Consider the following 17848-nt stretch of genomic DNA (forward strand, 5'->3'; position numbering starts at 1 on the left):
GCGCTGAAGTTACTGGAGGGTAACATTGGTGCATGCACCTGCTTCTGAGGACCCTCTACCACCTGCTGCTTTCGGGCCGCCGCAGCCCGCTGTCCATCTGGGACGCCTCCTCGTGGCGCACCCGCGCATGGCCCACGGACGTCGACATGGCCCGGCACATCAACAACGGCATGTACTTCTCGCTCATGGACCTGGGCCGCTTTGACCTCATGCAGCGCAGCGGCATCTGGGCGCGCATGCGCGAGTTGAAGTGGAACCCCGTGGTGGCCGCGGAGACCATCGCGTTCCGCAAGTCCGTGACGCTGTGGCAGCGCTTCACCGTCGAGACCAGGATCATCGGGCTGGATGCGAAGGCCATCTACTTTGAACAGTGCATGGTGGTGGACGGTGAAATCTACGCGCGGGCCTACATCGCCACGCGCCTGCTGTCCGCCGACGGCCCGGTCAGCAACGAACGGATCATGGAGGAATTCGGGACCCCGCCTGCCACCCTGGTGCTCCCCGATTGGATCCACGAGTGGCGTGAAAACAACGCCCTGCCCGGGGCCCGGCGTCCTGCCCCGCACCTCCGCGAAAGGTGACGGTCCCGCCGTCGGGCCTTAAACACAAACTGGGTGGCAGTTGTTGCAGAAATTGCGGGAAAAAACCCGGCAAAACTGCAACAACTGCCACCCAGTTGTGAGGGGCTGCTACTCTCCGGCGGAGTTGGAGCGGCCGATGAACGTCAGGGGGATCATCAGGGCCAGGAACACGCACAGGAACGCGATGCCGCCGGGGATGAAGGCGTGGGCCGCGCTTCCCAGGCTCCAGAAGGACATGGCGAAGATGCCGCCCAGGAACAGGCCAAAGAAGATGATGAACAGGATGATGGACTGCACCAGGTTGTTCTCGGAGCGGTACTTGGCGTTGCTGGACACGGGTCCTCCTAACCCCAAAGCGGGGATCTGGGTGGCTGCACCGGTGCTCCGGCGCTCTGATCTACCCCCGATCTTAGTACGTTTTTAGTACGAGTCCGTGCCTGCACCGCCGGTGACGATGGCAATGCCGGAACTGGTACCGATGCGGGTGGCGCCGGCGTCGATCATCTCCAGCGCCTTCTCCCGGGTGCGGACGCCGCCGGAGGCCTTGACCCCGATGTCCGGGCCCACGGTCTGGCGCATGAGGGCGACGTCGGCCGCCGTGGCACCGCCGCCGTTGAAGCCCGTGGACGTCTTGACGAAGTCGGCGCCGGCCTCCACGGCCGCCTGGCAGGCCAGGACCTTTTCGGCGTCGCTGAGCAGGGATGTTTCGATGATGACCTTCAGGATGGACTCCTCGCCGTGGACCACCTCGGCCACGGCGGAGATGTCGTTGACCAGGCTGTCCTTGTCCAGGGCGCGGGCAGCGGCAATGTTGATGACCATGTCCACCTCGTCGGCCCCGTCCATCGTGGCGCCGCGGGCCTCGAAGACCTTGACGTCGGTGTTGTGGGCGCCGAGCGGGAAGCCGACGACGGCGCAGGTCAGCACGCCGGTGCCCAAGAGGGCGCGGTTCGCGGTCCGGACCCACACCGGGTTCACACACACGGACTTGAAGTGGTGCTCCGCCGCTTCCTTGCACAGGCGCAGGATGTCCGCCTCCGACGCTTCCGGCTTCAGCAGCGTGTGGTCGATGTACTTGGCGAGTCCGGCGGAGGCATCCTGGGGTGCGGATGTGGCGTGCGGCGTCATGGGAACGGCCTTCCTGTGTGGTTCCAGCGTGTTCACTGCGTTTGCAGATGGTGCGTTACCCCCATGGTGCCACAGGCGTCAGCCAAAGATCAGCACGCCGGCCAGCGCCAGGCAGGCCACCCACACGGTGGCCGCCGCGGCCAGGATGAAGGGCCTCAGGCCCACGCCCAGCAGCGACTTCACGTGGACGCCCGTGCCCAGCGCAAACATGGCGGCCGCCAGCAGGAAGCTTTCGCCCGCCTTGGACCAGTCGAGCGCAACGGCCGGCAGCCAGCCGGTGGCGCGCAGGGCCATCATGGCAATGAAGCAGGCCACGAACAGCGGCATGATGGGGGGCTTGCGGGAGGTGGCCGAGGCGCCCATGGCCCGTCGCCGCTGCACGCTGATGACGGCCATGACGGGTGCCAGCATCAGCACGCGGGCCAGCTTCACGATCACGGCCACGCCCAGGGCGGCCCCGCCGATGGTGCCGCCGGCGGCCACCACCTGGGCCACCTCGTGGATGGAGCCGCCGGCCCACAGCCCGGCCTGGTAGTAGCCCAGGCCCAGCAGCGCGGCGGCGGCCGGCAGGATGGGAATCATCAGCGTGCCGAAAATCACCACCAGGGCGACGGCCGTCATGACTTCCCGGCGTTCCCTGGTTTCAATGACGCCGTCGACGGCGGCCACGGCGGCAGCGCCGCAGATGGAAAAGCCGCAGGCGATGAGCAGCCGCTGCGTGGGGCCGACCCCCAGCCAGCGGCCCATCAGCAGCGTGCCGCCGATGCCCAGGCCCACGATGCACACCACCACGAGGATCATGCCGGGGCCCAGGGAGAGCACGTCCGAGACCAGCAGCTGGTAGCCGAGCAGCACCACGCCGGCCCGCAGCAGGGTCTTGGCCGCATAGCCGAATCCGGGCAGCAGCCGGGCCGGGACGGGGACCAGGTTGCGCAGCAGCACGCCGATGACGATGGCAATGAGCAGCGTGCTGGCCCCCGGCAGCAGCGCGGTGAGGCACACGGCCGCAGCGGCGGCAGCGGCGCACACGGCAACGCCGGGCGCCAGCAGTTTCCAGCGCGCCGGGCCCCAAGAGCGCAGGAAGGCCCCGAGCTGCGGTCCGGTGTGGGTGGTGGATGGGGGTCGCGTGGCGGGGCCCGAGGGGAGTTCCTTGGTGGTCATGGCTCCATGCTTTCGTGGCACGGGGCCGCCGGGTAGCCGTCAATTCCGGATATGGCCATATCATTTCGATATGACATGGACGTGGCCGGACCTGGCTTCCCTGGAGCTTTTCACCGCCGTGGCGGAGGAGGGCAGCCTCAGCGCGGGCGCCCGGCGCGTGGGCATGGCGCAGCCCAATGCCAGCCGCGCCATGGCCCGGCTGGAGCAGCAGCTGGGCGTGGCGCTGCTGGACCGGCGCACCGGCGGCTCCCGGCCCACGGCCGCCGGGGCGGAGCTGCTGCGCGACGGCCAGGCCGTGCTGCTGGCCGCGCGCGCCCTCCTGGACCGGGCCGGAGCGCTGGGCACCGAACGGCGCGGGCACCTGCGCGTGGGCGCCAGCCTGACGGTGGCCGAATACCTCATGCCGGGCTGGCTGACGGCCTTCAAGCGCATCCACCCCGACGTCCAGGTGGAACTGGACGTGGAAAACTCGGGCCACATCTTTGGGCAGGTGGCGCAGGGGCACGCCGACGTCGGCTTCGTCGAGTCCCCGAACATCCCGGCCGGACTGCGCCGCCTGGTGGTGGCTGCCGACCGCCTCGCCGTGGTGGTGGCCCCGGACCACGCCTGGGCCCGGCGCGGCACGCCGCTGGCCGCCGCAGACCTGGCCGCCGCGCCCCTGGTGGTCCGGGAACCCGGCTCCGGCACCCGGCTGGCCCTGGAGCGCGCCCTGGACCGGGCCCTGCCGGGTCGCGGGCAGCTCAGGCCCGCCCTGGAGCTGCGCAGCAACGCCGCCGTGCGCATTGCCGTCGCGGCGGGGGCCGGGGCCGCGGTGCTCAGCGACTTCGCGGTCCGCACCGCCGTTGAACGCGGTGAACTCGTGGAGGTGCCCGTGGCCGGGCTGCGGCTGGAGCGGCGCATCCGGGCCGTGTGGAAGGGCGTCCGGGTCCTGGACGGGATGCCGGGCGAGCTCGTGACGCTGGCCGGGGCAGGTTACACGCGGAGCCGGTAGCCGCGCTTGACCACGGTCTCCACCAGGGCCGGGTCCGGCAGGGCGGCGCGCAGGCGGCTGACCGCCATGTGCAGCGCATGCCCGCCCAGGCCGAGCGTGGCGGCCAGCTCGGCCTGGGAGCACACCGAACCGCCTGCCCCGATGAGGGCCTTCAGGAGCTGCAGCGGCGCGGGCGCCAGCGGCACCGGCACGTGGTTGATGAGCAGCGCCTGCCCGCGCACCTCAAGCAGCCCGGAGCTGCTTTCCACCCGCACCGCGCCGGCGTCCTCGAGGTGTTTGACGACCAGGCGGATCAACGCACCCATGCGGAACCGTTCGGGCACGAGCGGCGTGATCCCCGCGGCCAGCAGCGGCGCGGCGGTGACGGGCCCGACGGCGGCACTCGCCACCGCGGCCGTCCCGCCGGCCGAGTGGGGACCGACTGTGTGGGGACCGCCTGCTGCTGGGCGACTGCGCAGCGCGGCAAGGAAGGCGTCGCCCTTTCCGGAGGCGGCAGCCGCGCTCAGCACGGCGTCGGCGGCGGGGGCGCTGGTGAACGTGAGCACGTCCAGCTCACGGTTGGCCACGGCGTCGATCAGCTGGGAGAGCCGGTCGCCGTCCCCGGCGCTGATCCAGCGGTAGGGTGTCACGGTCAGCACGGTGGCCCCGGCGTCGCGCAGCTGGGCCAGGGCGGCGGCGTCCGTGAAGCCGTGGACCTGGACGGCCACAACCCTGCCGCGCACACCGGCGCCAATGGCCAGCCCGGTGAGGGAGGCGGTGGTCTCGTCGGGGCTGATCCCGGCGTCGTCCAGCCCGGCGGCCCGCACGGCACCGCGCGCCTTGGGGCCGCGCACATAAATGTCCGCCCGGCCCAGCACTGCCAGCAGTTCCTCCCCGCGCCCGGCGGCGTCCGCGGCCTCGCACCAGCGGCGCAGGCCGTAGGCAGTGGTCACCAGGACGATGTCCGGGGCCGCCGCAATGACGGCCGCGATTTCCGCCATCAGGGCCTCGTCGCTTTCGACGGGCGCAATTTTCAGTGCGGGGGCGTGCAGCACCTGCGCGCCGCGCCGCTCCAGCGCCTCGATGAGGTCCCCGGCCCGGCGGTGGGCCGTGACGCCGATCCGGAAGCCCTGCAACGGCCCCGCCTGGCCTGTCACTTTGGCGTTGCCCAAGGTGTCCGTCACGCGCGCCGCCGCACTGGGAGAGCGGCGGCTTCGGAGGCGCCGGTGCCGCGGGCGCCGAAGTCCGGCGTGCCGAAGCCGGGGGCGCCGCCGCCGGGGGTGCCGACGCCGGACGTGCCGCCGTCGGACGTGCCGGCGTCGGACGTGCTGGCGGGCAGGAAGTCCGCGGCCGCCTGGTGCGCCCCGCCCGCCACGGACACCACGTCCCCGATGACGATGACCGCGGGGTTGCGGCAGGCCGTGGCGGCGGTGACGATGCTGCCCAGCGTGGCCGCGGTGGTGCGCTGCGTGTGGCTGAACCCGCGTTCGACGACCGCCACGGGGGTCCCGCCCGACAGCCCTGCCAGGCGCAGCCCCGCGACGAGGGACGGCAGGGTGCCGATGCCCATGAGCACCACGATGGTCCCGCCCAGCCCGGCCAGGTGCCGGTATTCGTGCGGCTCCAGGGGTGCGTGGCCGGAGACCACCGTGAACAGGTGGCTCACATTGCGGTGGGTGACCGGGATGCCGGCGGCCCCGGGAACCGCGACGGCGCTGGAGACCCCCGGCACCACCGAAACGGGGATGCCGGCCGCCACGGCCGCGGCCACCTCCTCGCCGCCGCGGCCGAACACGAACGGGTCCCCGCCCTTGAGCCGGACCACATGCAGCCCGGCCCGGGCGCCGTCCACCATCCGCGCCTGGATCTCCTCCTGCGGGACCTTGTGGTGGCCGGGCGTCTTGCCGACGTCGACGAAAGTCGCGTGGGGTGCCAGCTCCGCCAGGTCCCGGGTGGGGCCGAGCCGGTCAAAGTACACGACGTCCGCCGTGGCCAGGGCCTTGACGGCGCGGACGGTGAGGAGGTCGGCCGGGCCCGGGCCGCCGCCGACCAGGGTGATCCGGCCGGTGCGGTTGCGCTTCATCATGGTGTGCCTGCCTTCTGGGTCAATCCGTCCGTGCCATTCCGTCCGTGCCATTCCGTCCGTGCCATTCCGGGCTCAGTTCCGGCCGGGACCGGCGCCCCGGACGGGGATGTGGGTGGCGATCAGCACCGGGCCTTCCGCCTTTTCCGCCACGGTGGCCGGGCGCACCTGGCCGCGCTCGGGCACAAAGGCGATCTCGTCGTCGGCCGCTTCCGGGGCGTTGATGAAGGAGCGGAAGCGCTTGAGCCGTTCGGGGTCCGCGAGGGTGGCGGCCCATTCGTCCTCGTAGCTGTCCACGTGCCGTGCCATGGCCGCCTCGAGGTCCGCCGCGATGCCGAGCGAATCGTTGACCACCACGTCCACCACGTGGGCCAGGCCGCCGTCGAGCTCCTCCTGCCAGCGGGCGGTGCGCTGCAGGCGGTCGGCCGTGCGGATGTAGTACATCAGGTAGCGGTCGATGTAGCTGATGAGCGTGGCGTCGTCCAGGTCCTTGGCGAGCAGCTGCGCGTGGGCCGGGGTGGCGCCGCCGTTGCCGCCCACGTACAGGTTCCAGCCGTCCGCGGTGGCGATGACGCCCACGTCCTTGCCGCGGGCCTCGGCACATTCGCGGGCGCAGCCGGAGACGCCCAGCTTGAGCTTGTGCGGGCTGCGCAGGCCCCGGTAACGCAGCTCGAGCGCGATGGCCATGGCCACCGAATCCTGCACCCCAAAGCGGCACCAGGTGGAACCGACGCACGACTTCACGGTGCGCAGCGACTTCCCGTAGGCCTGCCCGGACTCCATGCCGGCGTCGGTGAGGACCTTCCAGATCGCCGGCAGCTGCTCCAGCCGGGCGCCGAACAGGTCGATCCGCTGCCCGCCGGTGATCTTCGTGTACAGGCCGTACTCCTGGGCGACGGCGGCGATCACGGCCAGCTTGTCCGGGGTGATTTCGCCGCCGGGGATGCGCGGGACCACCGAGTAGCTGCCGTCCTTTTGCATGTTGGCCAGCGCGCGGTCGTTGGTGTCCTGGAGGGTGCCGCGGCCGGCGTCGAGCACGTATTCGCTGTGCTGGCTGGCCAGGACGGAGGCCACGGTGGGCTTGCAGATGTCGCAGCCGCTGCCGGCCCCGTCCACGCCGAACCGGGCCAGGATCTCCGGGAAGCTGCGCAGCTCCAGGGCGCGGACGGCCTCGAAGAGTTCGGCCCGGGACATGTCGAAGTGCTCGCACAACGCCTTCGACACGGCGATGCCGGACTTGGCCAGCTCGCCCTCCATGAGCTTTTTCAGCAGCGGCACGCAGGAGCCGCACTGGGTGCCGGCCCGCGTGCACGCCTTCAGGCCGGGCACATCGCGGACGGGCTCGGCGCCCTCGCAAGTGCCGCAGCCATTGACGGCGTCGCGGATGGCCCCGGCGGAGACGTTGTTGCAGGAGCACAGGATGGCGTCGTCGGGAAGTTCGACGGCGGGCGCGTCCCCTCCGCCGGCTGCCGATAGGAACGCGCCGGGCCCGGCCGGCAGTTCCCGGCCCAGGAGCGGGCGCAGGCTGGTGTAGGGCGACGCGTCCCCGACAAAGATGCCGCCCAGCAGCGTCTTGGCATCGGCGCTCGTGACGATCTTTTGGTACACGCCGCGGGCAGGGTCGGCGTAGACCACTTCCAGGCTGTCTTCCGTGGTGGCAAAGGCGTCGCCGAAGCTGGCCACGTCCACGCCGGAGAGCTTGAGCTTGGTGGCGGTGTCGAAGCCGGGGAAGGTGGCGGTGCCGCCGTGCAGCCGGTCGGCCACGATCTCCGCCATCGTGTTGGCAGGAGCCACGAGGCCCAGGCACATGCCGCCGAAACTGGCCACCTCGCCGATGGCCCAGACGCCGGGGACCGAGGTGGCGCAGGCATCGTCGATCTCGACGCCGCCGCGCGGGCCCAGGGACAGGCCGTGGGCCGCCGCGCCGTCGGCTCCGCGGGCCAGCTCGTCGCGCGGCCGCACGCCGATCGCCACGACCACCAGGTCGGCGGGGACCACGGCGCCGTCGGCCATGAGCACCCCGGTGACCTGCCCGGCGTCGTCCGTTTCAATGGCGGAGGGGAACACGCCGGCGGTGGCGGACATGCCCTTCGCGGCGACCAGGCGGCCCAGGGCCTGGCCGGCGCCCTCGTCGAGCTGGGTGTTCATGAGCCAGTCGGCGCCGTTGATGACGGTGGCGTCGGCGCCGAGGGTGATGAGGCCGGCGGCTGCCTCGAGGCCGAGGAGACCGCCGCCGATGACGGCGGCCCGGACCGGCCGGCCCAGCTGCTGCTTGAGGCGGGCGGTTTCGCGGTTCAGTGCCCAGACGTCGTCGAGGGTGCGGTATACGTGGCTGGCCTCGGCGCCGGGGATGGGGAGCCGGGCGGCGTTGGAGCCGGTGGCCAGGACCAGCTGGTCGTAGGCGTGGGTGGTTTCGGCGCCGTCCTGTGCCCGGGTGGTGACGGTCTGGGCGGCGGGATCGAAGCTGACGGCGCGGCTGCCCGTGGACAGGGTGATGGCGGGGTGCTCCCAGAGTCCGGCATCGCCCAGGGACAGGTCTGTTTCCGTCTCGGTCAGGGCCCGGCTCAGTGCCACGCGGTCGTAGGGGGCGTGGACTTCCTCGGCCAGGACCGTCACGTGCCAGCCGTCCACTCCGCGGGCGTGCATTGCCTCGGCAAAGCGGTGTGCGGCGGGGCCGCCGCCCACGACGACGACGTGCCGGGGTGCTTCTGCGGCGGAAGTGCCTGCCGCCATTGGTGCTGTTGGTGCGCTCATGTGCCAGCCCTTTCAGTCTTTTCCTACGGCCGGGGGGCCTGGACGTGGTCCACGGTGTGGTGCCACGTTGGATACAAGGCTAGGGAACGGGGATTGCCCCGCCGTTTCGCTTATGTTTCGGCGCGTTAACTTTCACCTCACGGCACGGCCCCGGGTCCCGGTGAGGGAAGGTTTACGTGTTTGTCATGCACCGGGAGGGAGGGTGAAACACGGCGTCCGTAGTGTCTTTCCCATCGACTGGATCCCCGGCACCCGTGCCCCGAGCCGCCCGTGCCCCGAGCAATAAGGAAACGCATATGGAAACGCTGATGGAAACCCGCGTGGAAGCCGGCTCCGCCCTGCACTCGGTGCCGGACGGCGGCGCCCGGCACGCTGCGCCGCATTCCGCGCCGCGGGCTGCGGCCACGTGGCACCGGGTCTGCCCGCTCACCGAGCTGGACGATTCCTGGGGCGAGGCCGCTCTCATCGGCGGCCGCCAGGTGGCATTGTTCCGGGTGGGGGAGCGCAGCGTGTTCGCCGTCTCCCACGCCGATCCGGCCACCCGGGCCAACGTCATGGCACGCGGCATTGTCGGCTCGCGCGGCACCACCCACACCATCGCCTCGCCCCTTCACAAGGAGGTCTACAGCCTGGCCACGGGCGAGTGCCTGGGCAACCCCGAACTGCGCCTGGGCACCTACCCGGTGCGCGTCGTCGACGGTGCCGTTGAGGTCGAGCTGTAGCACCGGCCCGGCCCCGCCCGGCCCACGCCCGGCGTCGCCTGCTCCCGCCGTTGCCCTCCCCGGCGGGAGCAGGCACAATCGCTACCATGGCACATCAATTTTCGGTGGGCGACCACGTGCGGTGGAATTCGGAGGCCGGCTGGGTGGAAGGGACCATCACCAAGGTCCACACCCGCGACGTCGACTACAAGGGGCACATGCGCCGCTGCACGCCCGAGGACCCGCAATATGAAATCAAGAGCAGCAAGACAGACCACATCGCCATGCACAAGGGTGGCGCGCTGCAGAAAATCCGGGAGTGACGATGCCTCCCGGGCCGCCCCACTTCGCCGAGGAAGGGGACAACCCGCGAGGAAGGTGATGGCCAACACCGTTCTCGCGAGTTGTCCCCGATGTCAGTGATGCCGCCCGGCCACGCGCCCCCGCCCGGCTACCCCTCCGGCCCCGGCTCCGGCAGCCCCAGCAGCGCATTCTCCACCAACTCGCTCAGGGCCGGGTGGATCCAGTACTGGCCGCGGGCGACATCGTGCGCGGCCTGCCCGAAGCTCATCGCCTGGATCAGCGGCTGGATCACGGTGGCCGCCTCCGGGCCGATGACGTGTGCGCCCAGCAGCAGCCCGGTCGCCGGATCCGCCAGCACCTTCAGGAAGTGGCCCTTGTCCTCCCGTGCCCAGCCGGCCGCGATGTCCGCATAGTCCTGCCTTTTCACCGCGTACGCCACGCCCTGCGCCCGGGCTTCCTCCTCCGTCAGCCCCACGGACGCGATTTGCGGCTCGCTGAACACCGCGGCCGGCACATAGCGGTGGTCTGCCTCCATCATCGCGTCGGGGTGGAGCAGGTTGTGCCTGACCACGCGCGCCTCATGGTTGGCCACATGCTTGAGCTGGTAGTCGGAGCAGAGGTCGCCCAGCGCAAAAATCCCCTCGGCCGTGGTGCGCTGGAAGGCGTCCACCACCACCCTGCCCTCCGAATCCACGTCAACCCCGGCGTTCCCCACGTCCAGGGTGTCCGAGTTGGGCCGCCGCCCCGTGGCCACGAGGAGCAGCTCCGCCGCCACGGAGGATGTCCCGTTGGGCCCCTTGAGCTGAAGTTCGACGCCGGGACCCCCTTGCGCCGCCTTCTCAAGCACCGTCTCCAGCAGGACGGTGTACCGGCCCGAGACCTCCTTCGTAAAGACCTTGGAGATGTCCGCGTCGTGGTGGCGCAGCAGGGCCGGGCCGCGCACAATTTGCGTGACCTGGGAGCCGTACGAGGCAAAGATGTGGGCAAACTCCGCCGCGATATAGCCACCGCCCAGGATCGCCACACTGGCGGGGAGCCGGTCAATGCGCATGACGGTGTCCGAGGTGTGGAACGGGACCGCGTCCAGTCCCTCGACAGGGGGCACCACGGTGCGGGACCCGGCCGCCAGCACAAACCGGGCGCCCGAGATCACCGTGGTGCCGCCGTCGTGCAGGTGGACGGCCAGGGTCCGGGGGCCCGTGAACCTGCCGTGGCCGGCGAACACCGTGACATTGGGGTTCGCCGGCCCCTCCCGGTAGCTGCGGCCGGCCGCCTCAATGGCGTCGATGCGGGTGAAGATGCGGTCGCGGATGCCGGCCCAGTCCACGCCGTGCAGCTCCGTGGTGACGCCGAGGGGCCGGGCGTGGCGCGGGGCGTCGGCGAGTTCGGCGGGATGGACAAACATTTTGGTGGGGATGCAGCCTACGTTCAGGCACGTGCCGCCGAAGAGGTTGTCCTCGACGATGGCGATGCGCAGTGCGTCGAATTCCGGGCCGGGGATGGTGTTGCCCGAGCCGGTGCCGACGATGACGAGGTCAAAATGTTCAACGTCCATTGTGTGCCCTTTCCCGTGCTGTCCTGGCTGCGCCGTTCCGCCGCCGCACCGCTGCCACCAGCACGACGGCGGCGCCCACCCCCGCGGTCCACCACAGGGCGTGCTTTTCCGGGGTTGCGCTGGGAACGGGGTCGGGGGCTGCCTGCCGGCGCAGGGACCTGCCCTCAGCCACGAGCTGCTCCTCCTTTTCGCGCCTTTTGACGCTGGCTGCGGTGTCCCGGGGCGGCAGCTGAAGCCAGGCCTCGGCCTTGATGCCGGCCATGAGCTGGCGGCCGCGCTCCAGTTCCGCGTCCACCTCGGCACCGAAGAGCAGCATCAGGTTCAGGATCCAGATCCACAGCAGCAGCACGATCATCCCGGCAATGGTGCCGTAGGTTTTGTCGTACCGGGAGAAGTTGCCCACGTAGAAACCGAAACCCACCGACGCCACGACCATGGCCACCAGGGCCACGGCCGCCCCGATGCTGATCCAGCGGAACTTGGGCTGGCGGACGTTGGGGGTGAAGTAGTACAGGACCGCGATCAGCACAATGGCCAGGACGGCGACCACCGGCCACTTTGCCAGGTTCCACACCGAAAGGGTTGCATCGCCCACGCCCATGACGCCGCCAATGGCCTTGGCCACCGGCCCGGAGAGGACCAGCATCAGGGCGATTGCCACCGCCAGCAGCACGGCGGCCAGGGTCACCAGCAGCAGGGCGGGCCGCAGCTTCCAGGCCGGGCGGCCCTCCGGGATTCCGTAGACGCGGTTCATGGCCCGGCTGAAGGCGCCCACATAGCCGGACGCCGACCACAGGGCCGTGACCAGGCCGAGCGCGAACGTCCAGCCGGCGGCGGATGATGACGCCAGCGCCCTGATGGGCCCGCCAACGGTGTCCGCCACCTCCTTGTCGGTCAGCCGCCCCACCAGCTCCAGCATCACCGTGGTGGTTTGTTGCGCCTGGCCCACCAGCCCCAGGATGGAGACCAGGGCCAGGATGGCCGGAAAGAGCGAGAAGACCCCGTAGTAGGTCAGCCCGGCGGCCAGGTCCGTGCAGCCGTCGGAGCTGAACTCCCCAACCGCCCGCTTGGCCACGTATTTCCAGGACCGGGCCGGCAGGCTGTGCGGCTCCTCGGGCTTGCGCTCCTCGGGCTTGGGCGGCTCTTCCGGGGACGGTGACCCGGCACGGGCAAGGGCCGTGCCGGCGTTCGCGGCGTGCTGGTTCATCGGACAGTCCCTTCCATGCGGGCCGTGGGCATGGCTTTACCCTAGCGCGTGCCGCGGCGGGGCCGTTTTCCTTCAGCCTGTGTGTTGCGGCCCGTTGGCACCGAGCTATTGGCGCCGGAACAGCCGTGCCATGCGGCTGCCCCGGGCAGGCTCGGGCGCCGGGGCGGGGGTTGCGGGCCGGCGGGCCGCGGCCCGGTCACGCCATGCGGCGAGTTCCGCCTCGATGTCCCGCAGCCGGGTGGTCACAGGCGGGCCGCCCATCAGTTGTCGGCGGGCCTCGATGATCCGGTGGTTGAAGTCGGCCAGGATGGCACGCACCTGCGCCTCGGAGAATTCGGCGTCCAGGGTTTGCTCAAGTTCGGCGTCTTCCTTGCGGAGCATGAGAGCCGGGGGACCGAGCCCGCTGACATGCTCACGTTGCAGCAGGCCCTTGATCCACCAGTCCGGATCGTCGGTGCCGCCCAGGCCTGGAATGGGCTTGCCGGCGTAGGCCAGGTTGTCAAAGTCACCGCGGGCCATGGCCGCCTCAACGGCGTTGTTGGCAACCTCCCACACCTGGTCTGATTCGTGGAAACGCGGCGGTGCGGTGTCCTGCACGGCACCCTCCGCATCCAGCGTGCGGCCCGCCGCCTGGGAATATTCGTCGACCGGGATCGGCGTGGCCGCGGCGTCCCGGACGTCGCGGTACCTGGCCACTTCGAGGGCATGGTCGCGCGCACTCGGCCGCCTGTTGCGGTTTGCCATCGGGCCGCTCCAATCCCGTGCCGCGAATTGCCTGTAATCAAGCCTAGGCAGCGGCGCGGGCAGCGGTCAACGGCCCCGGAACGCCGGCCCACGCAGGCAGCGGCGCGGGCAGCGGTCAACGGCCCTGGAACGCAGTCCCGTTATTGGCCGAGCGCAGCCCTGACATCGGCCGAGACAGCCGCCAACGCACGGGAGACCTCACGCCGCGCCGCCGCCAGCTCCGCGCGCCCGGCCACGGGCACGATGACCTCCAGGTAGCACTTGAGCTTGGGCTCGGTGCCGCTGGGCCGCACGATCACCCGGCTGCCCTTCCCCGTCAGGTACAGCAGGGCATCGGTGGCGGGCAGTTCCGCCGTCGCCACGGACATGTCGGTGAACCCGGACACGGGGGACCCGTCAAAGAATGCGGGCGGCTCAGCGCGCAGCCGGGCCATCATGGCGGTGATTTCGCCAAGGTCCTCCACGCGGATGCTGATTTGGTCGCTGGCGTGCAGCCCGTGCTCCAGGGCGAGGTCGTCCAGCACGTCAAACAGCGTCCGGCCCTCCGCCTTGAGCGCAGCGGCCATCTCGGCGATGAGCAGCCCGGCGGACATGCCGTCCTTGTCCCGCACCACCTCGGGAGCCACGCAGTAGCCCAGCGCCTCCTCATAGCCGTACGCCAGGCCGGGCACCCGCGAGATCCACTTGAAGCCCGTGAGGGTCTGCACGTGCAGGTAGCCCGCGGCGGACGCAATCCGGGCCAGCAGCCTGCTGGAGACAATTGAGTTGGCGAACACGGGCACCCGGGAGGCATCCGGCGTCGCACCTTTTTCGGCACGGCCGCCGCGGGAGGCCAGGTGGGCGCCGAGCAGCGCACCCACCTCGTCGCCGTGGAACTTGCGCCACTGGCCGGTGGCCGGGTCCAGGGCGCCGACGGCGGCGCGGTCGGCGTCGGGGTCGTTGGCCAGCATGACGTCGGCCCCCACCTCGTGTGCCAGGGCGAACGCCAGGTCCAGTGCCCCGGGCTCCTCCGGGTTGGGGAAGGCGACGGTGGGGAAGTCCGGGTCCGGGGCGGACTGCCGGGGGACGGGGTGGATGTCCGTGAAGCCAGCCCCCGCCAGCACGGCCAGGGCGGTCTCGTGGCCCACGCCGTGCATGGACGTGTGGACAATGCGCAGGTCACGGGCGGGGAACTTTTCCGGGTCGGCGAGGGCCGTGACGGCAGCCTTGTAGCTGTCCACAAGGTCCGCGCCGGGCACTGTCCAGCCCTTGTCCGCCAGCGCGATGGCGGACGTGTCGCCGGCCTCCGCGGTGTGCGACACGGCGGCGATGTGGGCGGCTATTTGGGCGTCGTGCGGGGCCACGATCTGCACGCCGCGGGCCTCCGGCGCCACGGCGCGGCCGCCGAGGTAGACCTTGTAGCCGTTGTCCTTGGCCGGGTTGTGGCTGGCCGTGACCATGACGCCGGCCTCGCAGTCCAGGTGGCGGACGGCAAACGCGAGCACCGGCGTGGGCAGGGGAGCCGGCAGCAGGAATGTCTCGATGCCGGCGGCCGTGAAGATGGCGGCCGTGTCCCGGGCGAAGTCCCGCGAGTTGTGCCGGGCGTCGTAGCCCACCACGGCGCGCGGGGTGTATTCCGGCGCGGCCTGCCGGGCCAGGTCCAGCAGGTGGGCGGCCACCCCCGCGGCGGCGCGGCGCACCACTGTCCGGTTCATCCGGTTCGGGCCCGGCCCCATGACGGCGCGGAGCCCGGCCGTGCCAAACTGCAGGTTGCCGTCAAAGCTGTCCGCGAGCTCGGCGGCCGCCTCCGGGGTGTGGGCCGCGCGGCGCGCGAGTGTTGTTAATTGCGCCGCCGTTCCGGGGTCGGCATCGTGGGCGGCCCACTGGGAGGCCGCGGCAGTCAGGGCGGCAGTTTCGAGTGCGGCCGTGGACTCGGAACGGGTCTGCGAAGAATGGGTCACGCAACCAATCTAGCGGCTGCGTGCCGTTCTGCGCTGCGGCCGGGGTGGCGGGCCCGTGCCGTTATGCGCCGGACCCGTTGCCAGTTTGGCGCCAGTGGACAAGTTGCGCCAAACCCGGGCCGGGTCCGGCGCATAAACAAATAAGAGTGTCGTTATGCGCAAAACCCGCGGATGGATTCGGCGCATAAGGTCGCGACGGCGCCCTGCCGGCCCACCACGGCCCGTTCCCCACGGCCGGCACCCAACGAAACCGGCCCTACAGCCGGGCGATGATGTCCGCGAGGAGCCGGGAGATGCGCGGGCCGGCGGCCTGGCCGGCGTCGAGCACTTCGGCGTGGCTGAGCGGGACGGGGCTGATGCCGGCGGCAAGGTTCGTTACCAGGGAGATGCCGAAGACCTCCATTCCGGCGGCGCGGGCGGCAATGGCCTCCAGCGCGGTGGACATGCCCACCAGGTCGGCCCCGATCCGCTTCGAGTACTGCACCTCGGCGGGGGTTTCATAGTGCGGCCCCGTGAACTGGGCGTAGACGCCTTCGTCCAGCGACGGGTCAACCTCGCGGGCCACGGCGCGCAGGCGGGCGGAATAGAGGTCCGTCAGGTCAACGAAGGTGGCGCCTTCAAGTGGCGAGGTGGCGGTGAGGTTGATGTGGTCGCTGATCAGCACCGGCGTGCCCGGCGCCCAGGCCTCGTTCAGGCCGCCGCAGCCGTTGGTCAGCACCACCGTCTTGGCGCCCGCGGCCGCTGCCGTGCGCACCCCGTGCACCACTGCGCGCACGCCCTTGCCCTCGTAAAAGTGCGTCCGCGCGCCCAGGACCAGTACGTTCCGGCCGTCGGGGGTGCGGATCGAGGTGAGGGTGCCCACATGGCCCACGACGGCGGGGGCGGAAAAGCCGGGCACCTCGGCGGCGTTGAGCGTGGCCGTGGTCTCGCCGATGAGACCTGCCGCCTCGCCCCAGCCGGAGCCCAGCACCAGGGCCAGGTCATGCTGTTCGACGCCGGTGGCCTGGGCAATGTGGGCGGCAGCCTGGCGGGCCAGCTCCGCGGGGTCGGTTTCGGGGAAAGTTTCTTGGGTGTTCACCAGACCAACCTACCGGCAACTGCGCGGGCCACGCCAAGGGACGGCCGGCCGCAAAATTCGCCACCTCGTAGAACTTGGTGCCTGTGCCCGAATAGGCGAGAATGTTCAATTGTGACCAGCGATCAAGATGTAAACCAGCCCTTTGCCGTCCCCAGCCTGGCGATCCTCGGAGGCGGGCCCGGAGGCTACGAAGCAGCCATGGTCGCAGCCTCGATGGGCGCCAAGGTGACCATCGTGGAGCGGGCCGGCCTGGGAGGCTCCGCCGTGCTGACCGACGTGGTCCCCTCCAAGACGCTCATTGCCACGGCCGAGTCCATGAACCGCAGCATTGACTCCGCCGAACTGGGTGTGAGCTTCAATGCCGACGACGTGAAGGATGCCCTGCGCGCCGATCTCCAGCAGGTCAACCAGCGCGTGATGAAGCTGGCCAAGGAGCAGTCCACGGACATCCGCGGCGGCCTCGAAGCGCTGGGCGTGACCATCATCATCGGCACCGGCCGCATGCTCGATCCCCACACCATCGAGGTGGACCGCGGGGAAACGAAGGAAATCCTCAAGGCCGACGCCGTGCTGGTCTCCGTCGGCGCCCACCCCCGCGAGCTCCCCTCGGCCCGGCCGGACGGCAAACGCATCCTCAACTGGACCCAGATCTACGACCTCGACGAACTGCCCGAGGAACTCATCGTGGTGGGCTCGGGCGTCACGGGCGCCGAATTCGCCTCCGCGTTCAACGGCCTCGGCTCCAAGGTCACGTTGATTTCCAGCCGCGACCAGGTGCTCCCGGGCGAAGACTCGGACGCCGCCGCCGTGCTGGAGCAGGTGTTTGAGCGCCGCGGCCTGCGTGTGCTGTCGCGCTCCCGCGCCCAGTCCGTGGAGCGCACGGACGACGGCGTCACGGTCACCCTGGGCGACGGCAGCCAGGTCACCGGCACGCACTGCCTGGTGTGCGTCGGCTCCATCCCCAACACCTCCGGCATGGGCCTGGAAGCGGCCGGCGTGGAGCTGACGCCCAGCGGCCACATCAAGGTCGACGGCGTCTCCCGCACCAGTGCGCCGAACGTCTACGCCGCCGGTGACTGCACCGGCGTGCTGGCGCTTGCCTCCGTGGCCGCCATGCAGGGCCGCATCGCCGTGGCGCACCTGCTGGGCGACGGCGTCAGCCCTCTCAAGCTGACCCAGGTCTCCTCGAACATCTTCACCTCCCCGGAAATCGCCTCCGTGGGCGTCTCCGAGGCCGACCTCGAATCCGGCCGCTACCAGGGCGACGTGGTGAAGCTGCCGCTGCAGACGAACGCGCGGGCCAAGATGCGCAACGTCAACGACGGCTTCGTCAAGATCATTGCCCGCAAGGGCTCCGGCACCGTGATCGGCGGCGTGGTGGTGGGTGCGGGAGCCTGTGAGCTGATCTTCCCGATCTCGCTGGCCGTGGCACAAAAGCTGCACGTGGACGACGTCGCCAACACCTTCACCGTCTACCCCTCGCTGTCCGGCTCCATTGCAGAGGCGGCCCGCCGCCTCCACGTCCACATGTAGCAGGGGCAAGCGGCAACCTCCTGGCCGCCTGGTGGACATCTAGGTCGCAGTTATTGCAGAAAAAGGGGCCTTCCGGGGCCGAATTCTGTAATAACTGCGACCTAGTTGAG

Annotated in this window: 16 protein-coding genes; 5 read left to right on the forward strand and 11 right to left on the reverse strand. The window is 70.6% G+C overall.

Annotated elements, in window-relative coordinates:
• Positions 1-32: 32 nt before the first annotated feature.
• The gene (locus MMF96_RS04690) at positions 33-581 is read left to right on the forward strand and encodes an acyl-CoA thioesterase (RefSeq protein WP_256882717.1); all 549 of its coding nucleotides are present in this window, start codon (positions 33-35) and stop codon (positions 579-581) included.
• Positions 582-689: 108 nt separating this feature from the next.
• Here MMF96_RS04690 and MMF96_RS04695 read toward each other — a convergent pair whose 3' ends face one another.
• The 3 genes from MMF96_RS04695 to MMF96_RS04705 form a co-directional block, all read right to left on the reverse strand.
• Positions 690-917 carry a hypothetical protein gene (locus MMF96_RS04695; RefSeq protein ID WP_176617861.1) on the reverse strand — a complete coding sequence of 76 codons (228 nt, stop codon included), beginning with the start codon at positions 915-917 and terminating at the stop codon, positions 690-692.
• Positions 918-1001: 84 nt separating this feature from the next.
• Positions 1002-1709 (reverse strand): deoxyribose-phosphate aldolase, encoded by a 708-nt coding sequence (gene deoC, locus MMF96_RS04700; protein ID WP_256882718.1) that lies wholly within the window; start codon positions 1707-1709, stop codon positions 1002-1004.
• A 78-nt stretch (positions 1710-1787) separates the two neighbouring features.
• Positions 1788-2870: a YeiH family protein gene (locus MMF96_RS04705; protein ID WP_256882719.1), complete on the reverse strand. Its 1083-nt coding sequence runs from the start codon at positions 2868-2870 to the stop codon at positions 1788-1790.
• A 70-nt stretch (positions 2871-2940) separates the two neighbouring features.
• On the opposite strand from MMF96_RS04705, the gene MMF96_RS04710 reads away from it, so the two are divergent.
• On the forward strand, positions 2941-3861 hold the full coding sequence (locus MMF96_RS04710) for a LysR substrate-binding domain-containing protein (protein ID WP_256882720.1): 921 nt from the start codon (positions 2941-2943) through the stop codon (positions 3859-3861).
• On the opposite strand, the gene MMF96_RS04715 is transcribed toward MMF96_RS04710, so the two are convergent.
• The 3 genes from MMF96_RS04715 to nirB form a co-directional block, all read right to left on the reverse strand.
• On the reverse strand, positions 3843-5024 hold the full coding sequence (locus tag MMF96_RS04715) for a uroporphyrinogen-III synthase (RefSeq protein WP_256882721.1): 1182 nt from the start codon (positions 5022-5024) through the stop codon (positions 3843-3845). The genes MMF96_RS04710 and MMF96_RS04715 overlap by 19 nt on opposite strands.
• Positions 5021-5926 carry a uroporphyrinogen-III C-methyltransferase gene (gene cobA / locus MMF96_RS04720; protein WP_256882722.1) on the reverse strand — a complete coding sequence of 302 codons (906 nt, stop codon included), beginning with the start codon at positions 5924-5926 and terminating at the stop codon, positions 5021-5023. Before cobA ends, MMF96_RS04715 begins: the two co-directional genes overlap by 4 nt.
• 72 nt (positions 5927-5998) lie before the next feature.
• Complete coding sequence (gene nirB / locus MMF96_RS04725) at positions 5999-8677, reverse strand: nitrite reductase large subunit NirB (protein ID WP_375141400.1); 2679 nt, start codon at positions 8675-8677, stop codon at positions 5999-6001.
• A 296-nt stretch (positions 8678-8973) separates the two neighbouring features.
• Here nirB and nirD point away from each other — a divergent pair, with 296 nt between their 5' ends.
• Positions 8974-9399 carry a nitrite reductase small subunit NirD gene (gene nirD, locus MMF96_RS04730; protein ID WP_256882723.1) on the forward strand — a complete coding sequence of 142 codons (426 nt, stop codon included), beginning with the start codon at positions 8974-8976 and terminating at the stop codon, positions 9397-9399.
• Positions 9400-9485: 86 nt separating this feature from the next.
• Positions 9486-9701 (forward strand): DUF2945 domain-containing protein, encoded by a 216-nt coding sequence (locus MMF96_RS04735; RefSeq protein WP_176617855.1) that lies wholly within the window; start codon positions 9486-9488, stop codon positions 9699-9701.
• A 128-nt stretch (positions 9702-9829) separates the two neighbouring features.
• Here the strand turns inward: MMF96_RS04735 and MMF96_RS04740 are convergent, their stop codons facing one another.
• The 5 genes from MMF96_RS04740 to MMF96_RS04760 form a co-directional block, all read right to left on the reverse strand.
• Positions 9830-11236, reverse strand: coding sequence for a mycothione reductase (locus MMF96_RS04740; RefSeq protein WP_256882724.1), 1407 nt, complete (start codon positions 11234-11236; stop codon positions 9830-9832).
• Positions 11226-12443, reverse strand: coding sequence for a YihY/virulence factor BrkB family protein (locus MMF96_RS04745; RefSeq protein WP_256882725.1), 1218 nt, complete (start codon positions 12441-12443; stop codon positions 11226-11228). Before MMF96_RS04745 ends, MMF96_RS04740 begins: the two co-directional genes overlap by 11 nt.
• A 105-nt stretch (positions 12444-12548) precedes the next feature.
• Positions 12549-13187, reverse strand: coding sequence for a DUF1992 domain-containing protein (locus MMF96_RS04750; protein ID WP_256882726.1), 639 nt, complete (start codon positions 13185-13187; stop codon positions 12549-12551).
• A gap of 140 nt (positions 13188-13327) precedes the next feature.
• The gene (locus MMF96_RS04755; RefSeq protein WP_375141401.1) at positions 13328-15127 is read right to left on the reverse strand and encodes a phospho-sugar mutase; all 1800 of its coding nucleotides are present in this window, start codon (positions 15125-15127) and stop codon (positions 13328-13330) included.
• Positions 15128-15383: 256 nt separating this feature from the next.
• On the reverse strand, positions 15384-16205 hold the full coding sequence (locus MMF96_RS04760) for a purine-nucleoside phosphorylase (RefSeq protein ID WP_256882727.1): 822 nt from the start codon (positions 16203-16205) through the stop codon (positions 15384-15386).
• Between the two features lie 156 nt (positions 16206-16361).
• On the opposite strand from MMF96_RS04760, the gene MMF96_RS04765 reads away from it, so the two are divergent.
• A complete protein-coding gene (locus tag MMF96_RS04765) occupies positions 16362-17738 on the forward strand; it encodes an NAD(P)H-quinone dehydrogenase (protein ID WP_256128018.1) in 1377 nt (458 codons plus the stop codon).
• The last annotated feature ends 110 nt before the right edge of the window (positions 17739-17848 follow it).

Source organism: Arthrobacter sp. STN4, assembly GCF_024539665.1.
In the GTDB taxonomy this organism is placed as follows: domain Bacteria; phylum Actinomycetota; class Actinomycetes; order Actinomycetales; family Micrococcaceae; genus Specibacter.

What these genes read in the sequence shown, in the direction of transcription:
- MMF96_RS04750 (WP_256882726.1), bottom strand. Translation starts at nt 13,187, where the DNA reads ATGGCAAACCGCAACAGGCGGCCGAGTGCGCGCGACCATGCCCTCGAA.
- MMF96_RS04740 (WP_256882724.1), bottom strand. Translation starts at nt 11,236, where the DNA reads ATGGACGTTGAACATTTTGACCTCGTCATCGTCGGCACCGGCTCGGGC.
- MMF96_RS04745 (WP_256882725.1), bottom strand. Translation starts at nt 12,443, where the DNA reads ATGAACCAGCACGCCGCGAACGCCGGCACGGCCCTTGCCCGTGCCGGG.
- MMF96_RS04705 (WP_256882719.1), bottom strand. Translation starts at nt 2,870, where the DNA reads ATGACCACCAAGGAACTCCCCTCGGGCCCCGCCACGCGACCCCCATCC.
- cobA (WP_256882722.1), bottom strand. Translation starts at nt 5,926, where the DNA reads ATGATGAAGCGCAACCGCACCGGCCGGATCACCCTGGTCGGCGGCGGC.
- MMF96_RS04710 (WP_256882720.1), top strand. Translation starts at nt 2,941, where the DNA reads ATGACATGGACGTGGCCGGACCTGGCTTCCCTGGAGCTTTTCACCGCC.
- nirB (WP_375141400.1), bottom strand. Translation starts at nt 8,677, where the DNA reads ATGAGCGCACCAACAGCACCAATGGCGGCAGGCACTTCCGCCGCAGAA.
- deoC (WP_256882718.1), bottom strand. Translation starts at nt 1,709, where the DNA reads ATGACGCCGCACGCCACATCCGCACCCCAGGATGCCTCCGCCGGACTC.
- MMF96_RS04735 (WP_176617855.1), top strand. Translation starts at nt 9,486, where the DNA reads ATGGCACATCAATTTTCGGTGGGCGACCACGTGCGGTGGAATTCGGAG.
- MMF96_RS04690 (WP_256882717.1), top strand. Translation starts at nt 33, where the DNA reads ATGCACCTGCTTCTGAGGACCCTCTACCACCTGCTGCTTTCGGGCCGC.
- nirD (WP_256882723.1), top strand. Translation starts at nt 8,974, where the DNA reads ATGGAAACGCTGATGGAAACCCGCGTGGAAGCCGGCTCCGCCCTGCAC.